19 protein-coding genes and 1 pseudogene are annotated in these 19,610 nt (G+C 49.8%); 3 read left to right on the forward strand and 17 right to left on the reverse strand.

The annotated features are described in order from the left end of the window. The first annotated feature begins 1,128 nt into the window (after positions 1 to 1,128). Both ACTOY7_RS00005 and ACTOY7_RS00010 read left to right on the forward strand, forming a co-directional pair. Positions 1,129 to 2,196, forward strand: a complete 1,068-nt coding sequence (locus tag ACTOY7_RS00005) for a tyrosine-type recombinase/integrase (protein ID WP_160281110.1) — start codon at positions 1,129 to 1,131, stop codon at positions 2,194 to 2,196. Positions 2,197 to 2,212: 16 nt separating this feature from the next. After that, positions 2,213 to 2,983: a tRNA 2-thiocytidine biosynthesis TtcA family protein gene (locus ACTOY7_RS00010; RefSeq protein ID WP_160281109.1), complete on the forward strand. Its 771-nt coding sequence runs from the start codon at positions 2,213 to 2,215 to the stop codon at positions 2,981 to 2,983. Positions 2,984 to 3,080: 97 nt separating this feature from the next. Here the strand turns inward: ACTOY7_RS00010 and ACTOY7_RS00015 are convergent, their stop codons facing one another. The 7 genes from ACTOY7_RS00015 to ACTOY7_RS00045 all read right to left on the reverse strand — a co-directional run bounded on the left by ACTOY7_RS00015 (position 3,081) and on the right by ACTOY7_RS00045 (position 9,021). After that, positions 3,081 to 3,728: a cytidylate kinase-like family protein gene (locus ACTOY7_RS00015; RefSeq protein ID WP_160281108.1), complete on the reverse strand. Its 648-nt coding sequence runs from the start codon at positions 3,726 to 3,728 to the stop codon at positions 3,081 to 3,083. A gap of 99 nt (positions 3,729 to 3,827) precedes the next feature. Further along, entirely contained in the window at positions 3,828 to 4,856 is a 1,029-nt protein-coding gene (locus tag ACTOY7_RS00020) for an RluA family pseudouridine synthase (RefSeq protein WP_482670484.1), read from the reverse strand. A gap of 88 nt (positions 4,857 to 4,944) precedes the next feature. Beyond that, positions 4,945 to 5,463, reverse strand: a complete 519-nt coding sequence (gene lspA / locus ACTOY7_RS00025; protein WP_300884058.1) for a signal peptidase II — start codon at positions 5,461 to 5,463, stop codon at positions 4,945 to 4,947. A gap of 21 nt (positions 5,464 to 5,484) precedes the next feature. Next, entirely contained in the window at positions 5,485 to 6,306 is an 822-nt protein-coding gene (locus ACTOY7_RS00030; RefSeq protein ID WP_300884055.1) for a YlmH/Sll1252 family protein, read from the reverse strand. Beyond that, positions 6,306 to 6,860 carry a cell division protein SepF gene (locus tag ACTOY7_RS00035; RefSeq protein WP_160281106.1) on the reverse strand — a complete coding sequence of 185 codons (555 nt, stop codon included), beginning with the start codon at positions 6,858 to 6,860 and terminating at the stop codon, positions 6,306 to 6,308. The genes ACTOY7_RS00030 and ACTOY7_RS00035 overlap by 1 nt, the downstream gene beginning before the upstream one ends. A 38-nt stretch (positions 6,861 to 6,898) precedes the next feature. Beyond that, complete coding sequence (locus tag ACTOY7_RS00040) at positions 6,899 to 7,597, reverse strand: YggS family pyridoxal phosphate-dependent enzyme (protein WP_394682751.1); 699 nt, start codon at positions 7,595 to 7,597, stop codon at positions 6,899 to 6,901. 26 nt (positions 7,598 to 7,623) lie between these two features. Continuing rightward, a complete protein-coding gene (locus ACTOY7_RS00045) occupies positions 7,624 to 9,021 on the reverse strand; it encodes a biotin/lipoyl attachment domain-containing protein (protein WP_482670466.1) in 1,398 nt (465 codons plus the stop codon). Positions 9,022 to 9,154: 133 nt separating this feature from the next. On the opposite strand from ACTOY7_RS00045, the gene ACTOY7_RS00050 reads away from it, so the two are divergent. Continuing rightward, on the forward strand, positions 9,155 to 9,370 hold the full coding sequence (locus tag ACTOY7_RS00050; protein ID WP_016294050.1) for a DUF378 domain-containing protein: 216 nt from the start codon (positions 9,155 to 9,157) through the stop codon (positions 9,368 to 9,370). Positions 9,371 to 9,534: 164 nt separating this feature from the next. On the opposite strand, the gene ACTOY7_RS00055 is transcribed toward ACTOY7_RS00050, so the two are convergent. The 10 genes and pseudogenes from ACTOY7_RS00055 to ACTOY7_RS00100 all read right to left on the reverse strand — a co-directional run bounded on the left by ACTOY7_RS00055 (position 9,535) and on the right by ACTOY7_RS00100 (position 19,605). After that, positions 9,535 to 10,710: a D-alanyl-D-alanine carboxypeptidase family protein gene (locus tag ACTOY7_RS00055; protein ID WP_482670467.1), complete on the reverse strand. Its 1,176-nt coding sequence runs from the start codon at positions 10,708 to 10,710 to the stop codon at positions 9,535 to 9,537. Between the two features lie 13 nt (positions 10,711 to 10,723). Continuing rightward, the gene (locus ACTOY7_RS00060; RefSeq protein WP_016294052.1) at positions 10,724 to 11,119 is read right to left on the reverse strand and encodes a methylglyoxal synthase; all 396 of its coding nucleotides are present in this window, start codon (positions 11,117 to 11,119) and stop codon (positions 10,724 to 10,726) included. 15 nt (positions 11,120 to 11,134) lie between these two features. Then, entirely contained in the window at positions 11,135 to 12,268 is a 1,134-nt protein-coding gene (locus tag ACTOY7_RS00065; protein ID WP_160281102.1) for an FtsW/RodA/SpoVE family cell cycle protein, read from the reverse strand. Further along, positions 12,265 to 12,474 carry a cell division topological specificity factor MinE gene (locus ACTOY7_RS00070; protein WP_160281162.1) on the reverse strand — a complete coding sequence of 70 codons (210 nt, stop codon included), beginning with the start codon at positions 12,472 to 12,474 and terminating at the stop codon, positions 12,265 to 12,267. Before ACTOY7_RS00070 ends, ACTOY7_RS00065 begins: the two co-directional genes overlap by 4 nt. Positions 12,475 to 12,489: 15 nt before the next feature. Further along, positions 12,490 to 13,281 (reverse strand): septum site-determining protein MinD, encoded by a 792-nt coding sequence (gene minD / locus ACTOY7_RS00075; RefSeq protein ID WP_160281101.1) that lies wholly within the window; start codon positions 13,279 to 13,281, stop codon positions 12,490 to 12,492. A 27-nt stretch (positions 13,282 to 13,308) separates the two neighbouring features. After that, positions 13,309 to 13,959, reverse strand: coding sequence for a septum site-determining protein MinC (locus ACTOY7_RS00080; protein ID WP_160281100.1), 651 nt, complete (start codon positions 13,957 to 13,959; stop codon positions 13,309 to 13,311). A gap of 14 nt (positions 13,960 to 13,973) precedes the next feature. Next, positions 13,974 to 16,826, reverse strand: a complete 2,853-nt coding sequence (locus tag ACTOY7_RS00085) for a penicillin-binding transpeptidase domain-containing protein (protein ID WP_482670468.1) — start codon at positions 16,824 to 16,826, stop codon at positions 13,974 to 13,976. Further along, entirely contained in the window at positions 16,819 to 17,352 is a 534-nt protein-coding gene (gene mreD / locus ACTOY7_RS00090; RefSeq protein WP_160281099.1) for a rod shape-determining protein MreD, read from the reverse strand. Before mreD ends, ACTOY7_RS00085 begins: the two co-directional genes overlap by 8 nt. 324 nt (positions 17,353 to 17,676) lie before the next feature. Next, positions 17,677 to 18,543, reverse strand: a pseudogene (gene mreC / locus ACTOY7_RS00095) (rod shape-determining protein MreC); the annotation flags it as partial. Between the two features lie 30 nt (positions 18,544 to 18,573). Beyond that, entirely contained in the window at positions 18,574 to 19,605 is a 1,032-nt protein-coding gene (locus tag ACTOY7_RS00100) for a rod shape-determining protein (RefSeq protein WP_160281098.1), read from the reverse strand. Positions 19,606 to 19,610 lie beyond the last annotated feature (5 nt).

Here is a 19,610-nt window from a genome sequence, read left to right on the forward strand (position 1 = left end):
GATACTTACGTTTGGGGCGGGACTGCTTTTTGACTGGATCCCATTCGGAAATAGATTCATAAGCATATGTCACGCCGGACTGGTTTTTGTATTTTACAATGTCCATAACCCCACCTCATTGTCATATATTATAACATATGACAATGAGGATATCAATAGAAACAAGGCATATTTTTTTAAATATGCCTTGCAAAAAAATGAGCAAAGATGTGTCTATTCCCACTTTTACTATTCAGTATTTAATGGAATCTGGTCAGGGTCTGACCAGTAACGCATCTTGATTTTTTATCTGCAAAATTTAAAATAATGATTGACAAACAAACGTTCCTGATATATACTTAATAATGCAGGCGCGAACACTTGTTTATATACTCATTTGTTTCTCGTAATTAATTTTACGTTTTTTTATTTTTGCCTGTAGAAGAATACATGTATACAATGCTAATTGTGTTTTTTGACTTTTTCTGTAAAGCCGCAAAAATAACTCCATAATTTTGTATACAATAATACACACCCAAAAAAAGAAGCTGTTTTTTTGTTTTACCGCCCTGATTAATAGAACAATATATTGTGCGGTACCGAAGATCGGTGCTTTACGTAATTTCATGTGTCCTTCATGCGTGGATCCCCATTCCATGGAATGCAGGAGCAGCCTACCGGATATCAATATACGTCCCCACGTTATTTGATATAAATTCATTCCCGCGAAGCAGTGAAGCCAGCATTGTACATGTCCCCACATGTACACAAAGATGACTGCCGCGCGGATCAAAAAACCCGCCTGATAAGTGATCTTGGCCATTTCCTTGGAATGTTCCCATTGATATCAGCGACCGGGTTTTTGATTGATGAAAAGATTTTTGCGTACAGATCTTTTCATAATTACACCTTTATATTTTTATAAAAGATCGTATGCAGTTCTGGTTGTACATTCAGAACTGCATACGGTTTTTTATATGCGAATTAGCTTTCTTCTTAATTTACGTTCTTTTTATGATGTGGACAGTAACAGAATCAGCAAAATAGATCTATACGACAAATACCGATTTTTCCAAAAGATCTATAGACAAATACGACGATTCATGCTATAATATGGCAAGTTCATTGATTTTGGGGAGGTTTTGATTCATGGCTGATACGAATACAAAAACATATCATGAGCAGCTTTATATTGATGATACCTTGCGTTTGCGCGAGATTTTAAAAACGCTGCCTCCATTTGCAAAGGATTATTTCCGGGCTGTGGAACCGCAGACTTCCACACGGACCCGGATTTCTTATGCCTATGACATCCGGGTGTTTTTCCATTTTTTGATGGAGAATAACCCGGTCTACAAAAATTATACCGTGGATCAGTTTACGGTACAGGATCTGGAGCGCATCGAACCGGTCGATATTGAGGAATACCAGGAATATCTGAAGGTCTACAAGAATCCGGAGGAAAAACAGATCACCAATGCGGAAAAGGGATTATCCCGCAAAATGTCCGCATTGAGGAGTTTTTACGGCTATTTCTTCAAGCGCCAAGTCATTTCCAGGAATCCGTCCCTGCTTGTGGATATGCCGAAGCTCCATGACAAGGCGATCATCCGTTTGGATACGGACGAGGTGGCCATGCTCCTGGATTATATCGAGCATGGGGGCAGCGAGTTCACCGGCCAGCGCAGACGATATTATGAAAAGACGAAAAACCGGGATTTTGCGATCATTATTCTGCTGCTGGGCACCGGGATCCGTGTCTCGGAATGCGTAGGCCTGGATATCCAGGATGTGGATTTTAAAAATAACGGGATCAAGGTTGTCCGAAAAGGCGGCAACGAGATGGTTGTATATTTCGGTGAGGAAGTGGAAGAAGCGCTGAAAATGTATCTGTATACGACCCGAAAGGCTGTCACTCCCCTGCCGGGCCATGAAAATGCCTTGTTTTTGTCCACGCAGCGCCGCAGGATCGGCGTACAGGCCGTAGAAAACATGGTCAAAAAGTATGCCCGGGAGGTCACCCCGAATAAGAAAATTACGCCTCATAAGCTGCGCAGTACCTACGGCACGACCCTGTACAAGGAAACCGGGGATATCTATCTGGTGGCGGATGTACTCGGGCACAAGGATGTTAATACCACAAAGAAGCATTATGCCGCAATTGATGAAAATCGCCGCAGGCAGGCCGCAGGCGCGGTAAAGCTTCGGGAGCCATGAAAGGATGTTAACCGATATGCAGCTACAACGTTTATTAAGCATTACAAGAAAAGCGATTGATGAATATGCGATGATCCAGGAGGGAGACCATATTGCGGTCGGGATCTCCGGCGGCAAAGACAGCCTCACCCTGCTCTATGCCCTCCATGGCCTGAAACGGTTTTATCCGCAGCATTTTGAACTGAGCGCCGTGACCGTGGATCTGGGCTTCCCGGACTTTGACTTGGAGCCCATCCGGGAATTATGCGGCACGATGCAGGTTCCATACAGGGTCGTTGCTTCGGATATCTACCAGATCCTCTTTGATGTACGTAAGGAATCCAATCCCTGCTCTCTGTGCGCGAAAATGCGCAAAGGCGCTCTGAATCAGGCTGTGAAGGAAATGGGCTGCAATAAGGTGGCTTACGGTCATCATATGGACGATATCATCGAAACCATGCTCCTGTCCCTCATTTTTGAAGGCAGGTTCCATTCCTTTTCCCCAAAGACCTATCTGGATCGGATGGACCTGACCGTCATACGTCCCCTGATGTTCTTGAATGAGACGGATGTGATCGGTTTTCAGCATCAATACGATCTCCCTGCTTTGAAGAAAAAGTGTCCGGTAGACGGATATACCAAACGCCAGTACGCTAAGGAACTGGTCCAACAGCTCAATCGAGAGCATCCCGGAGCCAAGGAGCGGATGTTCCATGCCATCCTGAGCGGAAATATCCAGGGATGGCCTGAACGTAATACCTACAGGAAAATCTCAGGCGGCGATGCCCACAGGCTTTCCCGGCCATAAAGTAAAAAGGATCCGGCCAGATTGTGACTTCTGCCGAATCCTTTTTCTGATATTCTTAGCTCTGATCTTTATATTACTCTTGTAAATTATTTATATATTAAATTCTCCTCTGCTCTGAAGAGAGACTTTCTTTCCTGACAATATATTCTTCAATAATATGGGCTGTACCCTCAATTCCAAGCTGGGAGCTGTTCAGGCATAATTCGTAGCTCACAGCGTCCGACCAGCGTTTATTCGTATAATAGTTATAATAGCTTGCGCGCTTCTTGTCTGTTTTAACGATCTTATCCTTTGCTTTGTTATCCGGCAGATCATAGATCCGCGCGATCCGGCGTATGCGGGCGTCCATGTCCGCGTGAATGAAAACACTGACAACATTATCATAAGACTCCAGTGCGTAATCCGCACATCTTCCGACCAAAATACAGGGTCCTTCATCCGCAATCTTCTTGATGGCATCAAACTGTGCCAGAAATACCTTATGGTTGATGGGCATATCCGTGTATGTATTTCCCGTATAGCCCATGGAATAGGTATCCATAACAAGAGAATACAAAAAGCTGTTGGTAGGCTTCTCATCATGGTTTTCGAAGATCTCCTCGCAGATCCCGCTCTCTTTTGCCGCTCTTGCGAGCATCTCTTTATCATAAAGCTTGATTCCAAGATCATCCGCGATCTTGTAGCCAATCTCTCTTCCGGCACTTCCATATTGTCTGCCGATTGTTATTATTGTGTTCGTTTTCATAAGCAATCACTCTCCTTTGCAGCTAAAATACTGTCTTTTCTTTTATTATATCGAATATAAACATATTTTACAAGAATCCTTGTAAAATTTTTGTGAAATTTAACAATCTCCTGAAAGAAAAGGCATCGGTCCGGCAGATCTCATTTTCCTGAGAAGCTCTTCAAAATACTCCGGAAGGGGCGCGTCAAATTCCATATATTCTCCGGAAATCGGATGGACAAATCCCAATATTCTGGCATGCAGAGTCTGCCCAGTAAGAGGAAACGGACACTTTGCCGGCCCATAGACCGTATCCCCCAGGATCGGATATCCGATCTCCGACAGATGCACCCGGATCTGATGCGTGCGCCCGGTTTCCAGCTGGCATTCGATATACGTGTATCCCTTCGAATTTCCCCCCTTAGAGCCCCCGGAAACACATCTTAGACGCGGAGGCAGGCAGTCGTTATAAAAGCGTTCCAGCACCCTGTAATGGGTCACGGCAGGCTTTCCGTTCTTACACCTGCTGCTCATCTTTTTCCGGTCAGTCGGATGGCGTCCGATGGGGGCATTTACCGTACCGCCCTCCCCTGCTATGATTCCCAGCACAACCGCTCGGTATCTGCGGGTAATGGAATGCTCCTTCAGCTGCTCGGCCAGGGCCTGGTGCGCCCGGTCACTTTTGCAGATCACAAGGGAACCGGTGGTATCCCGGTCGATCCGGTGTACGATTCCGGGACGGGTGACCCCATTGATCCCGGAGAGCTTCCCCTGGCAATGGTACATGACCGCATTGACCAGCGTACCGCCGGAATGTCCGGGCGCCGGATGGACCACCATCCCCTTTGGTTTATTCACAACCAGAATCTCTTCATCCTCATACAGAATATCCAGAGGAATGTCCTCCGGTGAGATGTCCGGCAGCTCCGGCTCCGGAACAGATATCTCTACAACATCCCCGGGATTCACTTTATGATTGGGCTTCACTTCTTTTTTATTGACCAGGACCGCCCCTTCTTTCACCAGCTTCTGCAGATAGGAACGTGAAAAATCCGGAAGCGCGGAGGACAATAATTTGTCGATCCGCTCCGGCTCTTCCTCTTCCATGATAAATTCAAACACTGCTCCTGCCTCATTCAATGCAACCATTCTCCTCACCACACCCACAGTCCCGGAACTGTCATAAAATAACGGATGCCTTGCAGCAACGTACAAGGGCACCGTGAACAGAACCAGATTACTTACTCTTAAAAAATGCAAACCACTCCAATTCCTCCTCTTTATAAAAGAACAGGATCAGATAGGCAAACAAAATACATGCGATCACCGCATAACAGTCCGCCACATTAAATATCGGAAAATCGATCAGGCTGAAATAAAAAAAGTCCACCACATACTGATAACGGATCCGATCGATCAGATTACCTACAGCGCCCGCGCAGATCAGAACCCCGCAGATCCGCATGGGTAGATACCTGCGGCCGCCGGGGATCCTTCCATAGAAAAAGCCGATCAGAAGAAATATGACAACCGCGGCGCATACAAAAAACATCTGCCGGTTCTGGAACAGCCCGAAGGCCGCCCCACGGTTTTCCAGATAGCGAAGCTCAAACACCCCGGGAATCAGGACGATCTCCCTCTGAAGCTTTAAATGCGCCACCGCCAGGTGCTTTGTTACCTGATCCAGCAACACTGCCGCGGCACAGCAGAGGGCTGCCGTCAGATAGTCTCTTACTTTTCCAAATTGCCCGTCCATTCTCCTTTTCCTCCCTGCTGCTTAAATATATTTATGGATCCGCACACAGATCCTGTTTTTCTTTGTAACGGAAAGCTGCTCCACATACTGAAACTTCCCCATCCCTCTTACCGAAATAATGTCCTGCTCCTTGATATGATACCCATTGGAGGTCATAAGTCTCCCGTTCACAAATACCTTCCCCGTTTCGATCAATCCGGCGAGCTTACTTCTGGACGAGGCAAACGCAAGGGAAAGCAGGGCATCCAGCCTGAGAGACGAAACCGTCCCCCGGATCTCCTGCACGTTCTGCGTATACCGGAAATCCTCCCAGTCCTCCTCAGACACCAAAACAGACGTATGACGGACCCGGGTCAGCTCTTCTTTGAGAAAGTCCCTGAGCTTCGCGTCTATGAAGATCAGGGCATCCAGACCATCAATCAAAATATCCCCCATTTTTCCGCGCTCCAGTCCCAGGTTCATAACGGCCCCCAGATAATCCCGGTGGGTCAGCGCGTCCGCAAATTTTTCATGGAGAGGGGTGATCCGAAGCACAGCCATCCTATCCATAAAAACAACCTTGTCCACGCCTGGGCTGCCGGCCCCTTTTTCGTCCCGGCTCCTGGCAGGCCTGCCACGCAAAGAAAGAGCATCTTCAGGCAGGAAAGCCGCCATCTGACGCTCTGCAGAATCATACCCGCCAAAAAGGGTATATTCCGTATATAAGGAATTCTTTGGCAGTGCATGCAGAATACTTTGTTCATTCAGATTGAGAAAATCCGTATATGTAATGATCCCGCGGTGGAAGGACTGACGAGACAGCTCGGTCAACCGTTTTGCCAATAATTCTTCATCCCGCATCATCAATATCTTCCCCGCACGGTCGGTTGCTCCATGGAACCGCTGAGAAGATCCTGAAGATCCCCTGTAATGTCTACGTTTGTCGGGGTCACGAGGAAAATATAATTGGAAATCTTCTGCAGATTCCCGCTGATCGCAAAGGTAGCTCCGGAAATAAAATCAATGATCCTCTGCGCGATCTCCAGATCCATCCCCTCCAGATTCAGGATCACCGTACGTCCCGAAAGAAGTGTCTCCGTAATCTCACGGGAGTCATCCACAGAAATCGGCTTTACCACACAGACCTCCATCCCCGCATTGTTCCCGCCGCTTCTCCGGGAAGAAGGCTGACGCATTGGAGTTACATTGCTGCTGGGCGCAGGTACCCGGCTGCTCTCCTGCTGCATATCAAAGTCATCGTAACTGTCTTTGCTGTTCGTCTTTTTATTGAAAAAGGAACGCCTGGGCCTCTCTTCGTAATCATCCTCGTAAAAATCATCGTCATCATAGAAATCATCGTCGTAGTCATCGTCATCATTCAATTTCATGATGTCAAGGAATTTGTCAAATATACTCATGTTTACACTCCAATCAAACTTTTTACTGCCCTTACTTTCTAGCCAGAGACCCCATAGTCCCTGGCACCAAAGATTCCGGTCCCTACCCGAACCATAGTTGCTCCTTCTTCAATTGCAACCTCATAATCATTGGTCATCCCCATTGAAAGTATATTTACGTTAACATTATCAATGTTTTTGTGTGCGATGTCAACAGATAATTTATGTAAATTTTTAAAAATTGGCCTATTTTCTTCGGGATTTTCCACAAAAGGGGCGATCGTCATGAGTCCGCATACATGTAAGTGCGGAAATTTCGCAAGCGTTTCGATGAACGAAATGACCTCATTCACCCGGACACCGAACTTGCTCTTCTCCTCCGCCACATTGACTTCTACGAGAATATCCGAGGTCAGCCCTCTTTTTGCCGCTTCCTTTTCAATCGCCTGGGCAAGCCGTAACGAATCCACCGAGTGGATCAGTTCCGCTTTCTCTACGATATACTTTACTTTGTTGGTCTGCAGATGCCCGATCATATGCCAGTGGATATCCGTGGGCAGGGCGCCAAACTTCTCTGTCAGCTCTTGAACCTTATTCTCCCCAAACACCCGGACGCCCAGATCATAGGCTTCCCTAAGGACTTCCACCGGCTTCGTCTTGCTGACCGCGATCAGGGTCACTTCCTCCCGTTTCCGTCCCGCCCGCGCGCAGGCAGCCTGTATTCTTGTCTCTACTTCATGCAGCTGATCCCTTATCATCACTCAAACTCTCCTTTTTGATACGCTTACTGGAACACCACTTCAGAATCCTCCACCATGTTGCCGTCCAGAACAATGTGGTCATAGTTGGAAAGACTGTAGGAGGCTCCCTCTTCTACAATATAATAATCCGCATTCTCACACAGGATCAGAACCCTCCTGAACACCGCGTATCCCTGATTAATGTTGTATACACCCTGCAAAGTGTCCTGATCCTTTAAGAGAAATGTCTCGGAAGAACCTTCTTTCATCAGGAACGTATTCGGTCCGAAATCTTCCGGATCCAGGTAAAAATCCCCTTTCTCCGTCATATAATAAATATCCGCAGCCTGAAAAACCTCTTCCAGTTCCCCACTCTCGTCATTCTTTTTCCGTACCAGGACCCCCTGTGCGGTTCCGCTCTTGTTGGATGCCAGATACTCTGCCGGAACCACATAGAATTCCTTCTCAATGACCGCGCTTTTCGGAATTTTCAGACCGCTTTCCTGTTCTGTGATCAACTCAATATTCAAAAAACGATCCCCTGCATAGCGGATCATGGAATTGTCGAACAACAGCTTTCCATAATAGTTTTCGTCAATCTGCAGGATGGAAAAATCCGCCCATACCGTCTCATTGTCCTTATCAATCCTAGTTTTGATATAGGTAGTCTCTGCCAGTTCTTCCGCCATCGCTTTGTCAAGCTGGATATAGACATACCATTCTTCCCCGGTTACCAGCTTGTACACGATATCCCCGGCTCCTACCTCTGCCTGATCCTCCAGGCGTACGGCCGAATAGCTGGTCCTGTCAAAGTCCTCCGGTTTTAAGGTCTGCTCGGATAAGGACTCATACCCGTCAATGGTACGGACCAAGATCCCGTCCGCAGCGCTCTTGCCGACATGGATATTTCCGCTGTTTTGCGAGATCAGGGTGTCTAACCGCGTCATCTTTGACTGATTCGACGCATCCCGCAGAATCCCGGTCAGTTCATTTTTCAATGTATATACGGATGAAAACTTCTGCGGATGAAAATTTTCATTAAAATTCTGGGTCTTCAGCGTCAGATTTTTCTGCACTTCGGTTCCGTAAGTAAACTCTTCTGTTTCTGTGGAAACTTCTATATCCAATCTCATGGGAGACACCGCGTAAATATTACTTCCCGTCTTGACCTTACTGTTCTCATTGCGGAAATAGCTGATGTATCCTCCGGATTCCGCAGCAGCGGTCACTTCCTGTCTCAGGATCAGTCCATTGTAGGAATTATCCTTTACAATACTTCCCCTGCGGACTTCATATGTGGAGATCCGCTTTGAAGTCGCATACGTAAATACCGTAACGATCAGATACAACAAGATCAGTGTAAAGATCAGTATGCCGATATTCATTTCCTGCTTTGTTTTATACTGGCTGATCTTAGCGAGATCCTTCCTTCGGACTGCCAACTTCCACTCCTCCGATTTTCCGTTTTTATGTTTGCTGACGTAGTATCGTTAACAAGTATATCACTTTTGCATGTATATTTCTACTTCAAATTGTCAATACTGAAAGCAAGCTCAGAGAAAAGGAGGAAATAGCATGAAGTGGTTCGACAATACTGCCCTGACTCTTGTCATCATCGGTGCGGCAAACTGGCTCCTGGTCGGTATCTTTCGATTTGACCTGGTTGCATTCCTTTTTGGAAATCTCAGCTGGTTTGCCAGAATTATCTATACAATCGTAGGACTGTGCGGACTCTATCTGATCAGTCTGTATGGAAGAATGGATACCATGTCTGACAGTACATCTTCCTGACCCATCCGCGCGGTGATCGTCCGGGGCACAGTCAGCCCCGGAATCGCCGGGCGCGCTACATACCATTCTCCGCACAGGCCGCAGCTTTTCTTCCCTCATATAATCCGATTTCATTCCCTTTGCTTTTTCGTGCGGGATAACACTTCTTCTCCGCCTCAATCATTTCAGCTCCCCGCGGTCCCTGCAGACAGGATCTGAGACATGTCGCTGTACAGCAGATCCTTATGATCGGCCCCCATGACAACCGAGATCAGAGGACGACCCGTACTGTCCAGATTGTACAATATCACGCAGGACCCCGCCTGGTCCGTGGTTCCCGTTTTTCCGCCGATCACGTTGACCCCGGCCGGAGGATCCGCAAGCCCTGCGGAATAATAGTTGGAAGCCGGCCAATCCTCGGTCCGAATGCTTCCGTCCATACCGGTCAGCGTGGCATGATAGGATTTCATGGAGATGATATCGATAAACCGCTCGTCCTGGATGCAGGCGTTGAACATCAGGTACAGGTCATAGGCAGTGGTATAATGTCCGTCCTCATGCAGTCCGTGGGGATTCTGAAAATGCGTATGAGTAGCCCCCAGGCTTAGAGCCTCCTGGTTCATCATCTCTACAAAGCCTTCCTGGCTTCCGCCGATATGCTCCGCGATCACCGCCGCATTGTCATTTCCCGAATGCAGAATCAGGCCGCACAGCAGATCGTACAGAGAAAGCTGGTCTCCCACCTGGAGACCGCACAGCGACGCCTCCGGATCCACAAAGGATACCGCCGTCTCACTGACTGTCACCACATCCTCCAGATTGCCGTGCTTTAAGGCCAGATAGGCCGTCATCAGCTTGGTCGTGCTTGCAGGATAAAGCTCCTCATGAATCCGGTCTGCGTAGAGAACCTGTTTCTGGTTCACGTCAAATAAGCCCGCTGCATGAAGCGTCGGGTCTCCGTTAAATCCATTCAGCACCACATCTCCCGCAGCCACACACAGCTCCGACGCGAACAGCTCGCCCTGGTACTGATCCTGATTATAGTGTTCCGTCTCATAAAGGGCTGCATACATCGTCTTTGCATCCGCAGCTTTCAGATAGCGCAGAAATCCGGCAGCTCCCAGTACAAGCAGTGTCGTCAGCAGTACCGCCGATAAAAGCAGTCCCTTTACCGCCTGTTTTCTGCGTCTCTTCCGTCTCCTTCTGACAGGCTGCGCTCCCCGGTTTCTCCGCATCCGCTCCGCCGGCCTCTGTTCCTCTGGTCTTCTGCCGCTTCCGTTCCTTCTGCCGGGCTCCTGCCGATCGGTCCTTCTTCTGTTTGATTCTGGTCTCTGCCGGAAATCATGTTCAGTTCTACTCATGCATATCCGCCTTTCATCTGTACAGCTCCCTCCAGTCCAGATCGCCTCTGTCCAGAGCCAGGATCAAAGCCTCTGCCGTAGCGATGTTTGTAGCCATCGGTATGTTATATTCGTCACACAGCCGAACGATATCATTCACATCCGGTTCATGTGATCTGGGGCTTAAAGGGTCACGGAAAAAAATCATAAGATCCATGTCATTCTGCTCGATCTGCGCGCCCAGCATCTGCTTTCCGCCCAGATGTCCCGCCAGGTATTTATGGATGTTAAGATTTGTCACACTTTCCACAAGAATCCCCGTTGTCTCTGTTGCGTACAGATTGTGCTTGTTTAAGATCCCTCTGTAGGCAATACAAAAATTCTGCATCAATTTTTTCTTCGCGTCATGTGCAACCAGTCCAATATTCATGATATGCCCTCTCCTCTACTGATATTTGTTCGGCTGAAGCCCGACATTCAGCACGAATCCGATTCCCATGTAAAAACATATGACCGAAGTCATGCCATAACTGATAAACGGCAGGGAAATCCCCGTATTCGGAAACAACATGGTAGCCACACTGATGTTGATGAAACTCTGGATCCCGATCAGTGCGGCAACTCCGGCGCAGATGATGCGCCCCGCTGCGTCCTTCGCCTTCATCCCAATCAAAATACAATCTATTACTATTAATAATAACAAAATTATCACGACACAACAACCCACAAATCCTAATTCTTCTCCAATTATTGCAAAAATAAAGTCTGTCTGTGGTTCAGAGATGAATTTTCCGTTCTTTACGGAGGTGGTCGCGGAGTTATTATACCCCTTTCCGGTCAATTGTCCGGAGCCGATGGCCATGATCGAATTCAGCTGCTGATAGGCTTCTTCGGATTCGTACTTTTCCGGCTCCAGCCAGGCAAGGATCCGGTTCTGCTGGTAATCATGGATCAGTGGCTGATTCGGCTGGATCACGATGATAAACAGGATTACCGCCAGCGGGACACACACCGCAAGGATATTACGGATATATTTGTAGCTTAAGCCTCCCATGAACATCAGCACGCAGAAGAGCATTCCCAGGCAGATGGTATTGGACAGGTTGGGCTGCTTAAAGATCAGCGCCAGGGAAGGCAGCATCAGCACCACCGCGATACAGATGAACCGGATCTTATTGACTACATGCTCATACTTCGTCAAAAACTTCGCATAAAACAGGACTGTGATGATCTTTGTCAGGTCGGAAGGCTGGAACTGGACAAATCCAAGGTTCAGCCACCGGGTGGCACCATTGATGTTTTCCCCGAACAGGAGAACGGCGAACAGCAATATGATATTCGCCGCGTACATGAGCCAGTAGAAATTATTGAGCACCCACTCATAATCAATCAGTGAGATCACAACCATAGCTACCAGGCCCATGGCTACGCCCATGGCCTGCTTTCCCTGTGAGGACGCCTGCGCGCTGCCGACGATAAACACTCCGATCACGGAGATCGCAAGCACCAGTGCGACAAGGCTGAATTTATAATCTTTCAAATGATACCGATGAAGTATATGTTGGATAAAGGTTTTCAATCTTTCTCTCCTGTATATTTGATATGTATATCCGAACGTGTAATCCTGAGATCAAAGTTTTCCCGTCTGACCTCGATATATTTGGACAGGGCATAGTAGATGTCCGCAGACAGCTTTTCTGTCATATCCGGCGTACATTTCAGCCGATCCGCATTGAGAAGGTCGTGAAGCCGGTCTTTTGCAATCTGAACGGAAGGTACACTCATCATGTTTTTGCCCCCTTACTTTTTTCCCAGCATCCTGCGGATCCTTGAAAAAAGTCCGTCCGGGCGGCTGAAATCCGGAATCGGGATCTCTTCCCCGAGAAGCCGTCTGCAGATATGATCGTAGGCATGCCCTGACAGACTGTCCGTGCCGATGATCGGTTCCCCCTGGTTGGTGGCGATCACGATCTGCTCGTCATCCGGGATCACCCCGATGAGGGGAATCGCCAGAATCTCCGTCACATCCTCCACAGACATCATATCGCCCTTCTGCACCATATCGATCCGCAGCCGGTTGATGATCAGGGCATTCTTTTTGATCCCTCTGGTCTCCAGAAGACCGATGATCCGATCCGCGTCCCGGATCGCGGAAACCTCCGGTGTGGTCACGATCACCGCCCGGTCCGCCCCTGCAATGGCGTTCTGGAAACCCTGCTCGATTCCTGCTGGGCAGTCCAGCAGAATATAGTCAAATTCTGATTTCAGCTCCGACACCAGCTTCTGCATCTGCTCCGGAGAGACAGAAGACTTATCCCTGGTCTGGGCCGAAGGAAGCAGATACAGCTCCGCAAAACGCTTGTCCCTGATCAGCGCCTGCTTGACGCGGCAATTGCCTTCTATCACGTCAACCAGATTATATACGATCTTATTTTCCAGTCCCATGACCACATCCAGATTCCGAAGTCCGAGATCCGTGTCAATGACGATCACTTTTTTACCTGCCTGAGCCAGTCCGACCCCGATATTTGCCGTTGTGGTCGTTTTGCCGACTCCGCCTTTTCCTGATGTAATGACAATTACTTCTCCCATTCTTGCTGTCCTCCTGCAATTTCTGATTCATGGCTGTTCTACAAGTGGATCAAGATAAATCCTGCCGCCGTCAACGGCCGCGATCCCGGGTCCCTGATCCCGAAAACCGTTCCCGTATCTCTCCCGGCTTCCGATTTCCATGTCCCCGATCCTGAGAGACCTGGGGCTCATGGAAAGGGCCGCGATACAGGCATCCAGATTCCCTGTGGCTCCGGCATGCGCGCTTCCGTACAGGGCGCCCACAACGACAATGTTCCCCTTCGCAATAACAGACGCCCCGGGTTCCACATTTCCCAGGATCACGATGCTGGTATCCGATTCAATCACCTGTCTTTTTCCTAAAGTACCCCGATAGAACTGCCCGTCCCTGACCGGAAGCTCGGATAATGTCTTTTCCACAGCCCGTCTGTAAGCCAGCTCATGCTCCCGGTCCTGGTCTATGACGCATACGACATCCATCTCCGTAGTATCTGCGATCAGGCTTAAAACAGCCTGCTCTTCCGTATAGTTCAGCCTGCGTCCCAGAAAGGAGACCGCAACCTGCGCCCCCTGAAAAAATCTGGCGGAGCTGCAGAACTTCTCTCGTATATGCTCCAGGAGGACATCAAAGGAAGTCTCCGGATCCAGATAGATCTCCATCCCGTACCTGCAGCTCTTGATCGTAACAAGCCTGTCCATATTTTTCTCACTTCCTAATCAGAAATCGCGTCTCCAAGTTCTGCCGCCTTTCCGGTGATCAGCTCATCCTCTTCCACAAGCTCATATTTTGCTCTTACAATATCCCTTCCGATCTCCGCCGCGTAAGCGGAGGTATATCCATTGGCGATCCGCACGGCCACGGCGATTTCCGGTTCCTCGGCAGGCGCGAAGCCTACAAATACCGCATGGTCCGGATGGATGGCGCTCTGCTGCGCGGTTCCCGTCTTCCCAGCCATCTGGAGTCCGCCCATATTGCTGAAGCTGGATGTACTGTTGATCATGGCGATCATTCCGTTGTGGACCAGATCCCATGTGCTGTTGGAAACACGCTTCATCTCATTGATCACCATCGGTTCATACTTTTTGATGATCTTTCCGTTGGCGTCCGTCGTCCGGTCCAGAAGGGTCAGCTTGTACACCGTTCCCTTATTGGCGACCGTGGATACATAGCGGTTCAGCTGGCTCACCGTGTAGTTGTTGGTACCCTGTCCGATGGCCGACAGCACGGAATCCGTATCGGAAATATTGGGCTCCGTCTCTGGAATCTCAAGACCGGAGGTCTCTCCCAGGCCGAACCCTTCCGCATACTTCCGAAGGACCTCAATCCCCCGGTCGCTGTCATAGCCTCCTTCCCTGTCCAGTCCGAACTGGAATCCCACAGTATAATAAAATACGTTGCAGGATTGATTCAGCGCGTCCACCACATTCAGCCCGCCGTGTCCATTGGGATAAGACCAGCACTGCGGATTCGGGGTGACCCCTTCAAACGCGCCGCCGCAGGAGATGTAGGTATCTCCCTGGATGGTACCCTCTGTCAGGGCAGCCACGGAGGATACCATCTTGTAGGTGGAACCCGGAGCCGTGGTCTCCTGTGTGGCATTGTTGTAAAACGGACGGGAAAGCCCGGTTACAAGCTGATTATAATAATCGGAATCCATGGTATTGGCCAACCGGTTATTGTCATATCCCGGATAAGACACACAGGCCAGCACCTCTCCCGTATTGGGATCACTCACCACCGCGGAACCTGTACATGGCTCCAGGGCAAGCTGCCCGGGCGTGATCGAAAGCGTCTGGATCTGCGTATGCAGCCAGCCAAAAGAATCAATCCCTCCGGCGCGGAGGCCATTATAGGTCCCCTCATCCATCGGCAGCGCTCCCTGCTCATATACAATGGCACAGATCTGCGCGCCTGAGATACTCCCTGATTTTATAAGATATTTGTAGAGAAGTTTGTCGAAATTCATATCCGAACTCAAATAATCTTTCAGGTAGCTCAGGATGGCCTGATAGACCTCCGCCGCATCGGAATATTCGGATGAGATATACTCGCTGAGCCGGGAAGTATCAATCCAGTTTTTGGAGATCGCATAATTCAGATATTGGTTCATGCTGATGCTCTCATCCTTTGACCACGCCTGATAGGTAGGGTCTGCCGCGTCAATGGCATCGTCCAGCAGGATCCCTCCCAGCAGGATCGTCTCCATATAATCCATATATCCCTGCATCTCGGCCGACAGGCTCTGGTAGGGGGTGGTGCCGTTCAGCTCCGCCAGGATCTCGTTCATGACAGTGGTCTTCCGGGCTTCATATACGGCATACACCTCTTTTTCCGCCGCCCCGGCATCTTCCTTGCCGAAATGCTGTTCATCAATGATCTGATTCGCGATAAAGGCAAAGTAGGCATCATCCGCCGGGATGACGATATATTTTGTATCCTTCTCCAGACTGGGGTCATAATTCATGATCGTGCTCAATTTGGAAAGGACCACTCCCGCAATCTTCTCTTCAATGATCCGGTAAGTCTGCTGCTGCAGCTTCCTGTCGATCGTGAGATACACGTCATTGCCGGCTCCCGGCTCCACAAAGCTAACCTCCTCCGTCACCTTGCCGACGCTGTCCACATAGAAGACCCGGCTTCCCCGATCCCCCTGGAGGACATTGTCCATGACCTGCTCGATGCCGGATTTTCCCACAATATCCGACAAGGCATACCGCTCCTTCTGATCTTCATCTAGGGCGTCGTATTCTTCCTGGGAAATCTTCCCGGTGTACCCGATCAGAGAGGCAAAGTACTGGCTGTCCGTGTATCTACGCAGGTATTCCGTCTCAATACCCACGCCTGCCATCCGATCCAGGTTTTCCATAATGGCGAACCGGGTCTCATCGCTCACATCTGAGGCCAGCACGGTAGGAATATATTTCTGGTAGCTGTTCAGGTTGATGGCATACCGAAGATTGATCATCTTCAGGATATACTCCCTGTCCAGCTTCGTTTCATCCAGGTCATAACCATAGATCTCATGGGTGCAGAGGTAATGGATCAGCTCCTCCGCCGTCGCGTTTTCCTGCTCCCTGGTCAGCTCGTCAATGGTCCTCAGACCGTATACATCGGCCACAAAACGAAGCCGGAGCGTCTCATTGGTCTGGGTGAACTGGTAGTTGCCGGCAGGATCCAGCACGATCCCGAAGCTGTGAATGACACTGTCTCCATGAGATTCCACGATCCGGATCACCTCGTCCATGATCCGGTTGAGAGTCTCATTCCGATCCTCGGTTCCTGAGATATCATCTTCAAAGACCACGGAATAAGCCAGCTCATTGTAGGCCAGCAGATCCCCGTTCCGGTCGTAGATATTGCCCCGGGTGCCCTGCAGATCCCGTTCCTTCCGAATCTGCAGCTTATAGTTATCCATATAGTATTCGCCTTTGACGATCTGCAGCCCAAACAGCCTGTTGATCAGGACCGCATACAGGAAGCAGAATACCAGGATCAGGACCAGGAGCCTGGATTCCGAGATCTGAATGATTGTTTTTTTGATCCTTTTCGAGATTTTTCTAAACAAATTTGCCTGCACTCCTTTTTTCTTCTGCGTCTAACCTGTGGTTTATGAAAAGTATGAGAGGATAAAGTCCCAGTGTCACTACTATAGTATATATGAGCTCCGGTATGATAATATGTCTCAGATAATGTAAAAAATCAAATTCGCTCCGCAGCATGAACATCAGCAGATAGATGACCAGCCCGTAGATGAACTCCGTTGCTCCCACCAGCGCCAGAGGCAGCTTAATGTCCTCGTCATAATACATCTGTTCAAACAGTCCGTTCACATAGCCTGCCACTAAATAGATCAGAGCGTAAAAGCCCAGGATATTCCCAAACTGGATGTCTGTCAGAAGCCCGGAAAAGAAGCCCACCAGCATCCCGTCCTTCGGCCCCCGCATGAATCCGTAGGAAGCGGTCAGTATGATCAGGATATTCGGCTTGACGGATGCCAGCGCCAGGCTGGGAAACAGGGTGCATTGCAGCATATAGCAGACGCACACTGCCAGAGCCGTCACGATGACACGTTTGATCTTGATTCCTTTCATATCCCTCTCCTTTCCTACTCCTGATTCGTGTTACTCCCCTTCCGGTACATCTGCCGGAGGCGCTCCGGAAGGGCCTTCCCCGCCGGAGTCGGTTCCTTCCGGCCCGGCCGCGGCATCCCCCGGTGCTCCCTGTCCTGCCCCGTTTTCGGAAGGCGCGCTTTCCCCTGCTCCGTTTTCCGCAGGCTGGCCGTTCGCTGGTTCATTTCCGGAAGGCGCGCCCTCTCCCGCTCCGTTTTCCGCAGGCTGGCCGCCTTCAGCGTCCGTTCCCCCTCCGGCGTCTCCTCCCGCCTCCGCTCCGGCCGGTTCTGCTGCTCCTGCATCCTCCTGGGTCACGTCGGTTCCGGTCAGCTCCGCCTTGGTCTTCGTAATGACGAGCACTTCCTGAAGCTTTTTGAAATTGACCACAGGGGTCAGGTAACCGGACCGGGTCAGATTGTTGGAATCTACCTGGACCTCGCTGACATAACCGATCAAAATCCCCTGCAGGTATTTATCACTGATGTGAGAGGTCACGATCTGCTCGCCCACCTCCACCTTATTGTCATTATTCTCCATCTGCTCAAAACGCATCTTCCCGTCATTGATCAGGGACAGATCTCCGCGCACGATACAGGTGTCCGAGGTAGACAGTACCATGCCTCCCATATTGCTGGAATCATCAATAATGGAACGCACGGTCGCCCAGGTAGGCCCGACCTCAGTCACGATCCCTACCAGCCCGCTCCCCGCAATCACGTTCATATCCACCCGAATCCCGTTCAGGCTCCCTTTATCGATGGTAAAGCTGCTGAACCAGTTTCCGGGATCCTTGCTGATCACACGGGCGCCGACCTTTTCGTATTCCGCGTAATTCTGGTCCAATTTGTACAATTCCCTGAGCCGCTCCAGCTCGTATTTTTCCTCCTGCAGGTTGTTATTCTGCATGATCAGCTCATCAATCTGCGCCTGCAGGCTTTTATTTAATTTACGCGCTTCCTCCAGTGTACCGAAGTTCTCACTGACATCGATGAGCAGACTGCCCACCTTATTGAACCCCTGCTGCATCGGAATGACCGTAAGATTGGCAAGCACCTTAAACGGTCCCGCTGTCTTTTCATAGAATACGGACAGCAGCATCAGCAGGATACAGACCATGGTCAATCCGGCAAGCAGATATTTATTTGTATTGGTCGTCTGATTTTTTTTCTTCATAATGGATGATCGTTCCCCCCGCAATCTGTCTTAAAGCTTTCTTAACCATTTGTAATCCCCATCCAGCAGGGAATAGGTCCATTCCTTATATGCCCGCTTGTCCTGGATGATCTTCTTCAGTCCTTCCACCACGCAGAGCTCCGGACGGGAAACTGTTCGGACCGCGAGACCTGTGCTTTCCTCCAGATATGTAGAAAGCTCCTTTAAATTGGCCAGCCCTCCGGTGAGGCAGATCCCGTTCTTCTGCAGACCGCCGCGCACGGTGGGAGGCGTCCGGTCGAACATGGCCCGGATCTCCGACACACATTCCTTCAGCGGCTCCCGCATGGCCGCCCTCACCATCCCCACCGGGATCTCCCGGTATTCCGGTACCCTGGTACGCAGATTCCTGCCGGATACGTTGATTGCGGTACAGGTGGCATCCTCGAAGATCCCGAAATCCTGGCGCAGCATCTCCGCTGTGCGCCTGCCGATCAGAAATTCCAGGTGATGCCGTACCTGATCCTGGATCGCCTGATCCAGATGCTCCCCGCCCAGCTTCATCAGTCGGTTCATGACCATCCCGCCGCGGGACAGAACAGAGATCTCTGTGGAGCCTCCGCCCATATTGACGATAAAAATCCCCTCCGTACGGTTCACATTGACCCCGAAGCCGATGGCATCCACAATGGCCCGCTCCGCGATCCTGACGGTCCTGGCCCGGGCCGCGGAATGGCAGACCAAGTCATAGAACGCCCGCTTCTCCACCTCCGTGACATCCGTGGGAACCGCCACCAGATATTCCGAGCCGCCGTAAAAGGGGCGTTCCTTTTTTAAAAGCTCCTGAAGGAGACACTGCATGTCGTCGAACTTTGCGATCGCGCCGCCCTGCATGGGAAACAGTACTTCGATATTCTCCGGCGCCTTCTCAAACATGTCCCATGCCTCATCTCCCGCCGCATAGAGGAACTTCTGATCTTTTTTTGCAATGATATTTCGTTCTTTCCAGATAAAATCTCTTTTTTTATCAAAAACCTTGATCTCGTAGGTTCCCAAATCCAGCCCGTAAATATTCCGAAACATCCGTT

This window comes from Schaedlerella sp., from assembly GCF_056796775.1.

Coding starts and splice junctions, on each gene's coding strand:
- ACTOY7_RS00005 (WP_160281110.1), top strand. CDS start 1,129: ATGGCTGATACGAATACAAAAACATATCATGAGCAGCTTTATATTGAT.
- ACTOY7_RS00010 (WP_160281109.1), top strand. CDS start 2,213: ATGCAGCTACAACGTTTATTAAGCATTACAAGAAAAGCGATTGATGAA.
- ACTOY7_RS00015 (WP_160281108.1), bottom strand. CDS start 3,728: ATGAAAACGAACACAATAATAACAATCGGCAGACAATATGGAAGTGCC.
- ACTOY7_RS00020 (WP_482670484.1), bottom strand. CDS start 4,856: ATGGTTGCATTGAATGAGGCAGGAGCAGTGTTTGAATTTATCATGGAA.
- lspA (WP_300884058.1), bottom strand. CDS start 5,463: ATGGACGGGCAATTTGGAAAAGTAAGAGACTATCTGACGGCAGCCCTC.
- ACTOY7_RS00030 (WP_300884055.1), bottom strand. CDS start 6,306: ATGATGCGGGATGAAGAATTATTGGCAAAACGGTTGACCGAGCTGTCT.
- ACTOY7_RS00035 (WP_160281106.1), bottom strand. CDS start 6,860: ATGAGTATATTTGACAAATTCCTTGACATCATGAAATTGAATGATGAC.
- ACTOY7_RS00040 (WP_394682751.1), bottom strand. CDS start 7,597: ATGATAAGGGATCAGCTGCATGAAGTAGAGACAAGAATACAGGCTGCC.
- ACTOY7_RS00050 (WP_016294050.1), top strand. CDS start 9,155: ATGAAGTGGTTCGACAATACTGCCCTGACTCTTGTCATCATCGGTGCG.
- ACTOY7_RS00055 (WP_482670467.1), bottom strand. CDS start 10,710: ATGAGTAGAACTGAACATGATTTCCGGCAGAGACCAGAATCAAACAGA.
- ACTOY7_RS00060 (WP_016294052.1), bottom strand. CDS start 11,119: ATGAATATTGGACTGGTTGCACATGACGCGAAGAAAAAATTGATGCAG.
- ACTOY7_RS00070 (WP_160281162.1), bottom strand. CDS start 12,474: ATGAGTGTACCTTCCGTTCAGATTGCAAAAGACCGGCTTCACGACCTT.
- minD (WP_160281101.1), bottom strand. CDS start 13,281: ATGGGAGAAGTAATTGTCATTACATCAGGAAAAGGCGGAGTCGGCAAA.
- ACTOY7_RS00080 (WP_160281100.1), bottom strand. CDS start 13,959: ATGGACAGGCTTGTTACGATCAAGAGCTGCAGGTACGGGATGGAGATC.
- mreD (WP_160281099.1), bottom strand. CDS start 17,352: ATGAAAGGAATCAAGATCAAACGTGTCATCGTGACGGCTCTGGCAGTG.
- ACTOY7_RS00100 (WP_160281098.1), bottom strand. CDS start 19,605: ATGTTTCGGAATATTTACGGGCTGGATTTGGGAACCTACGAGATCAAG.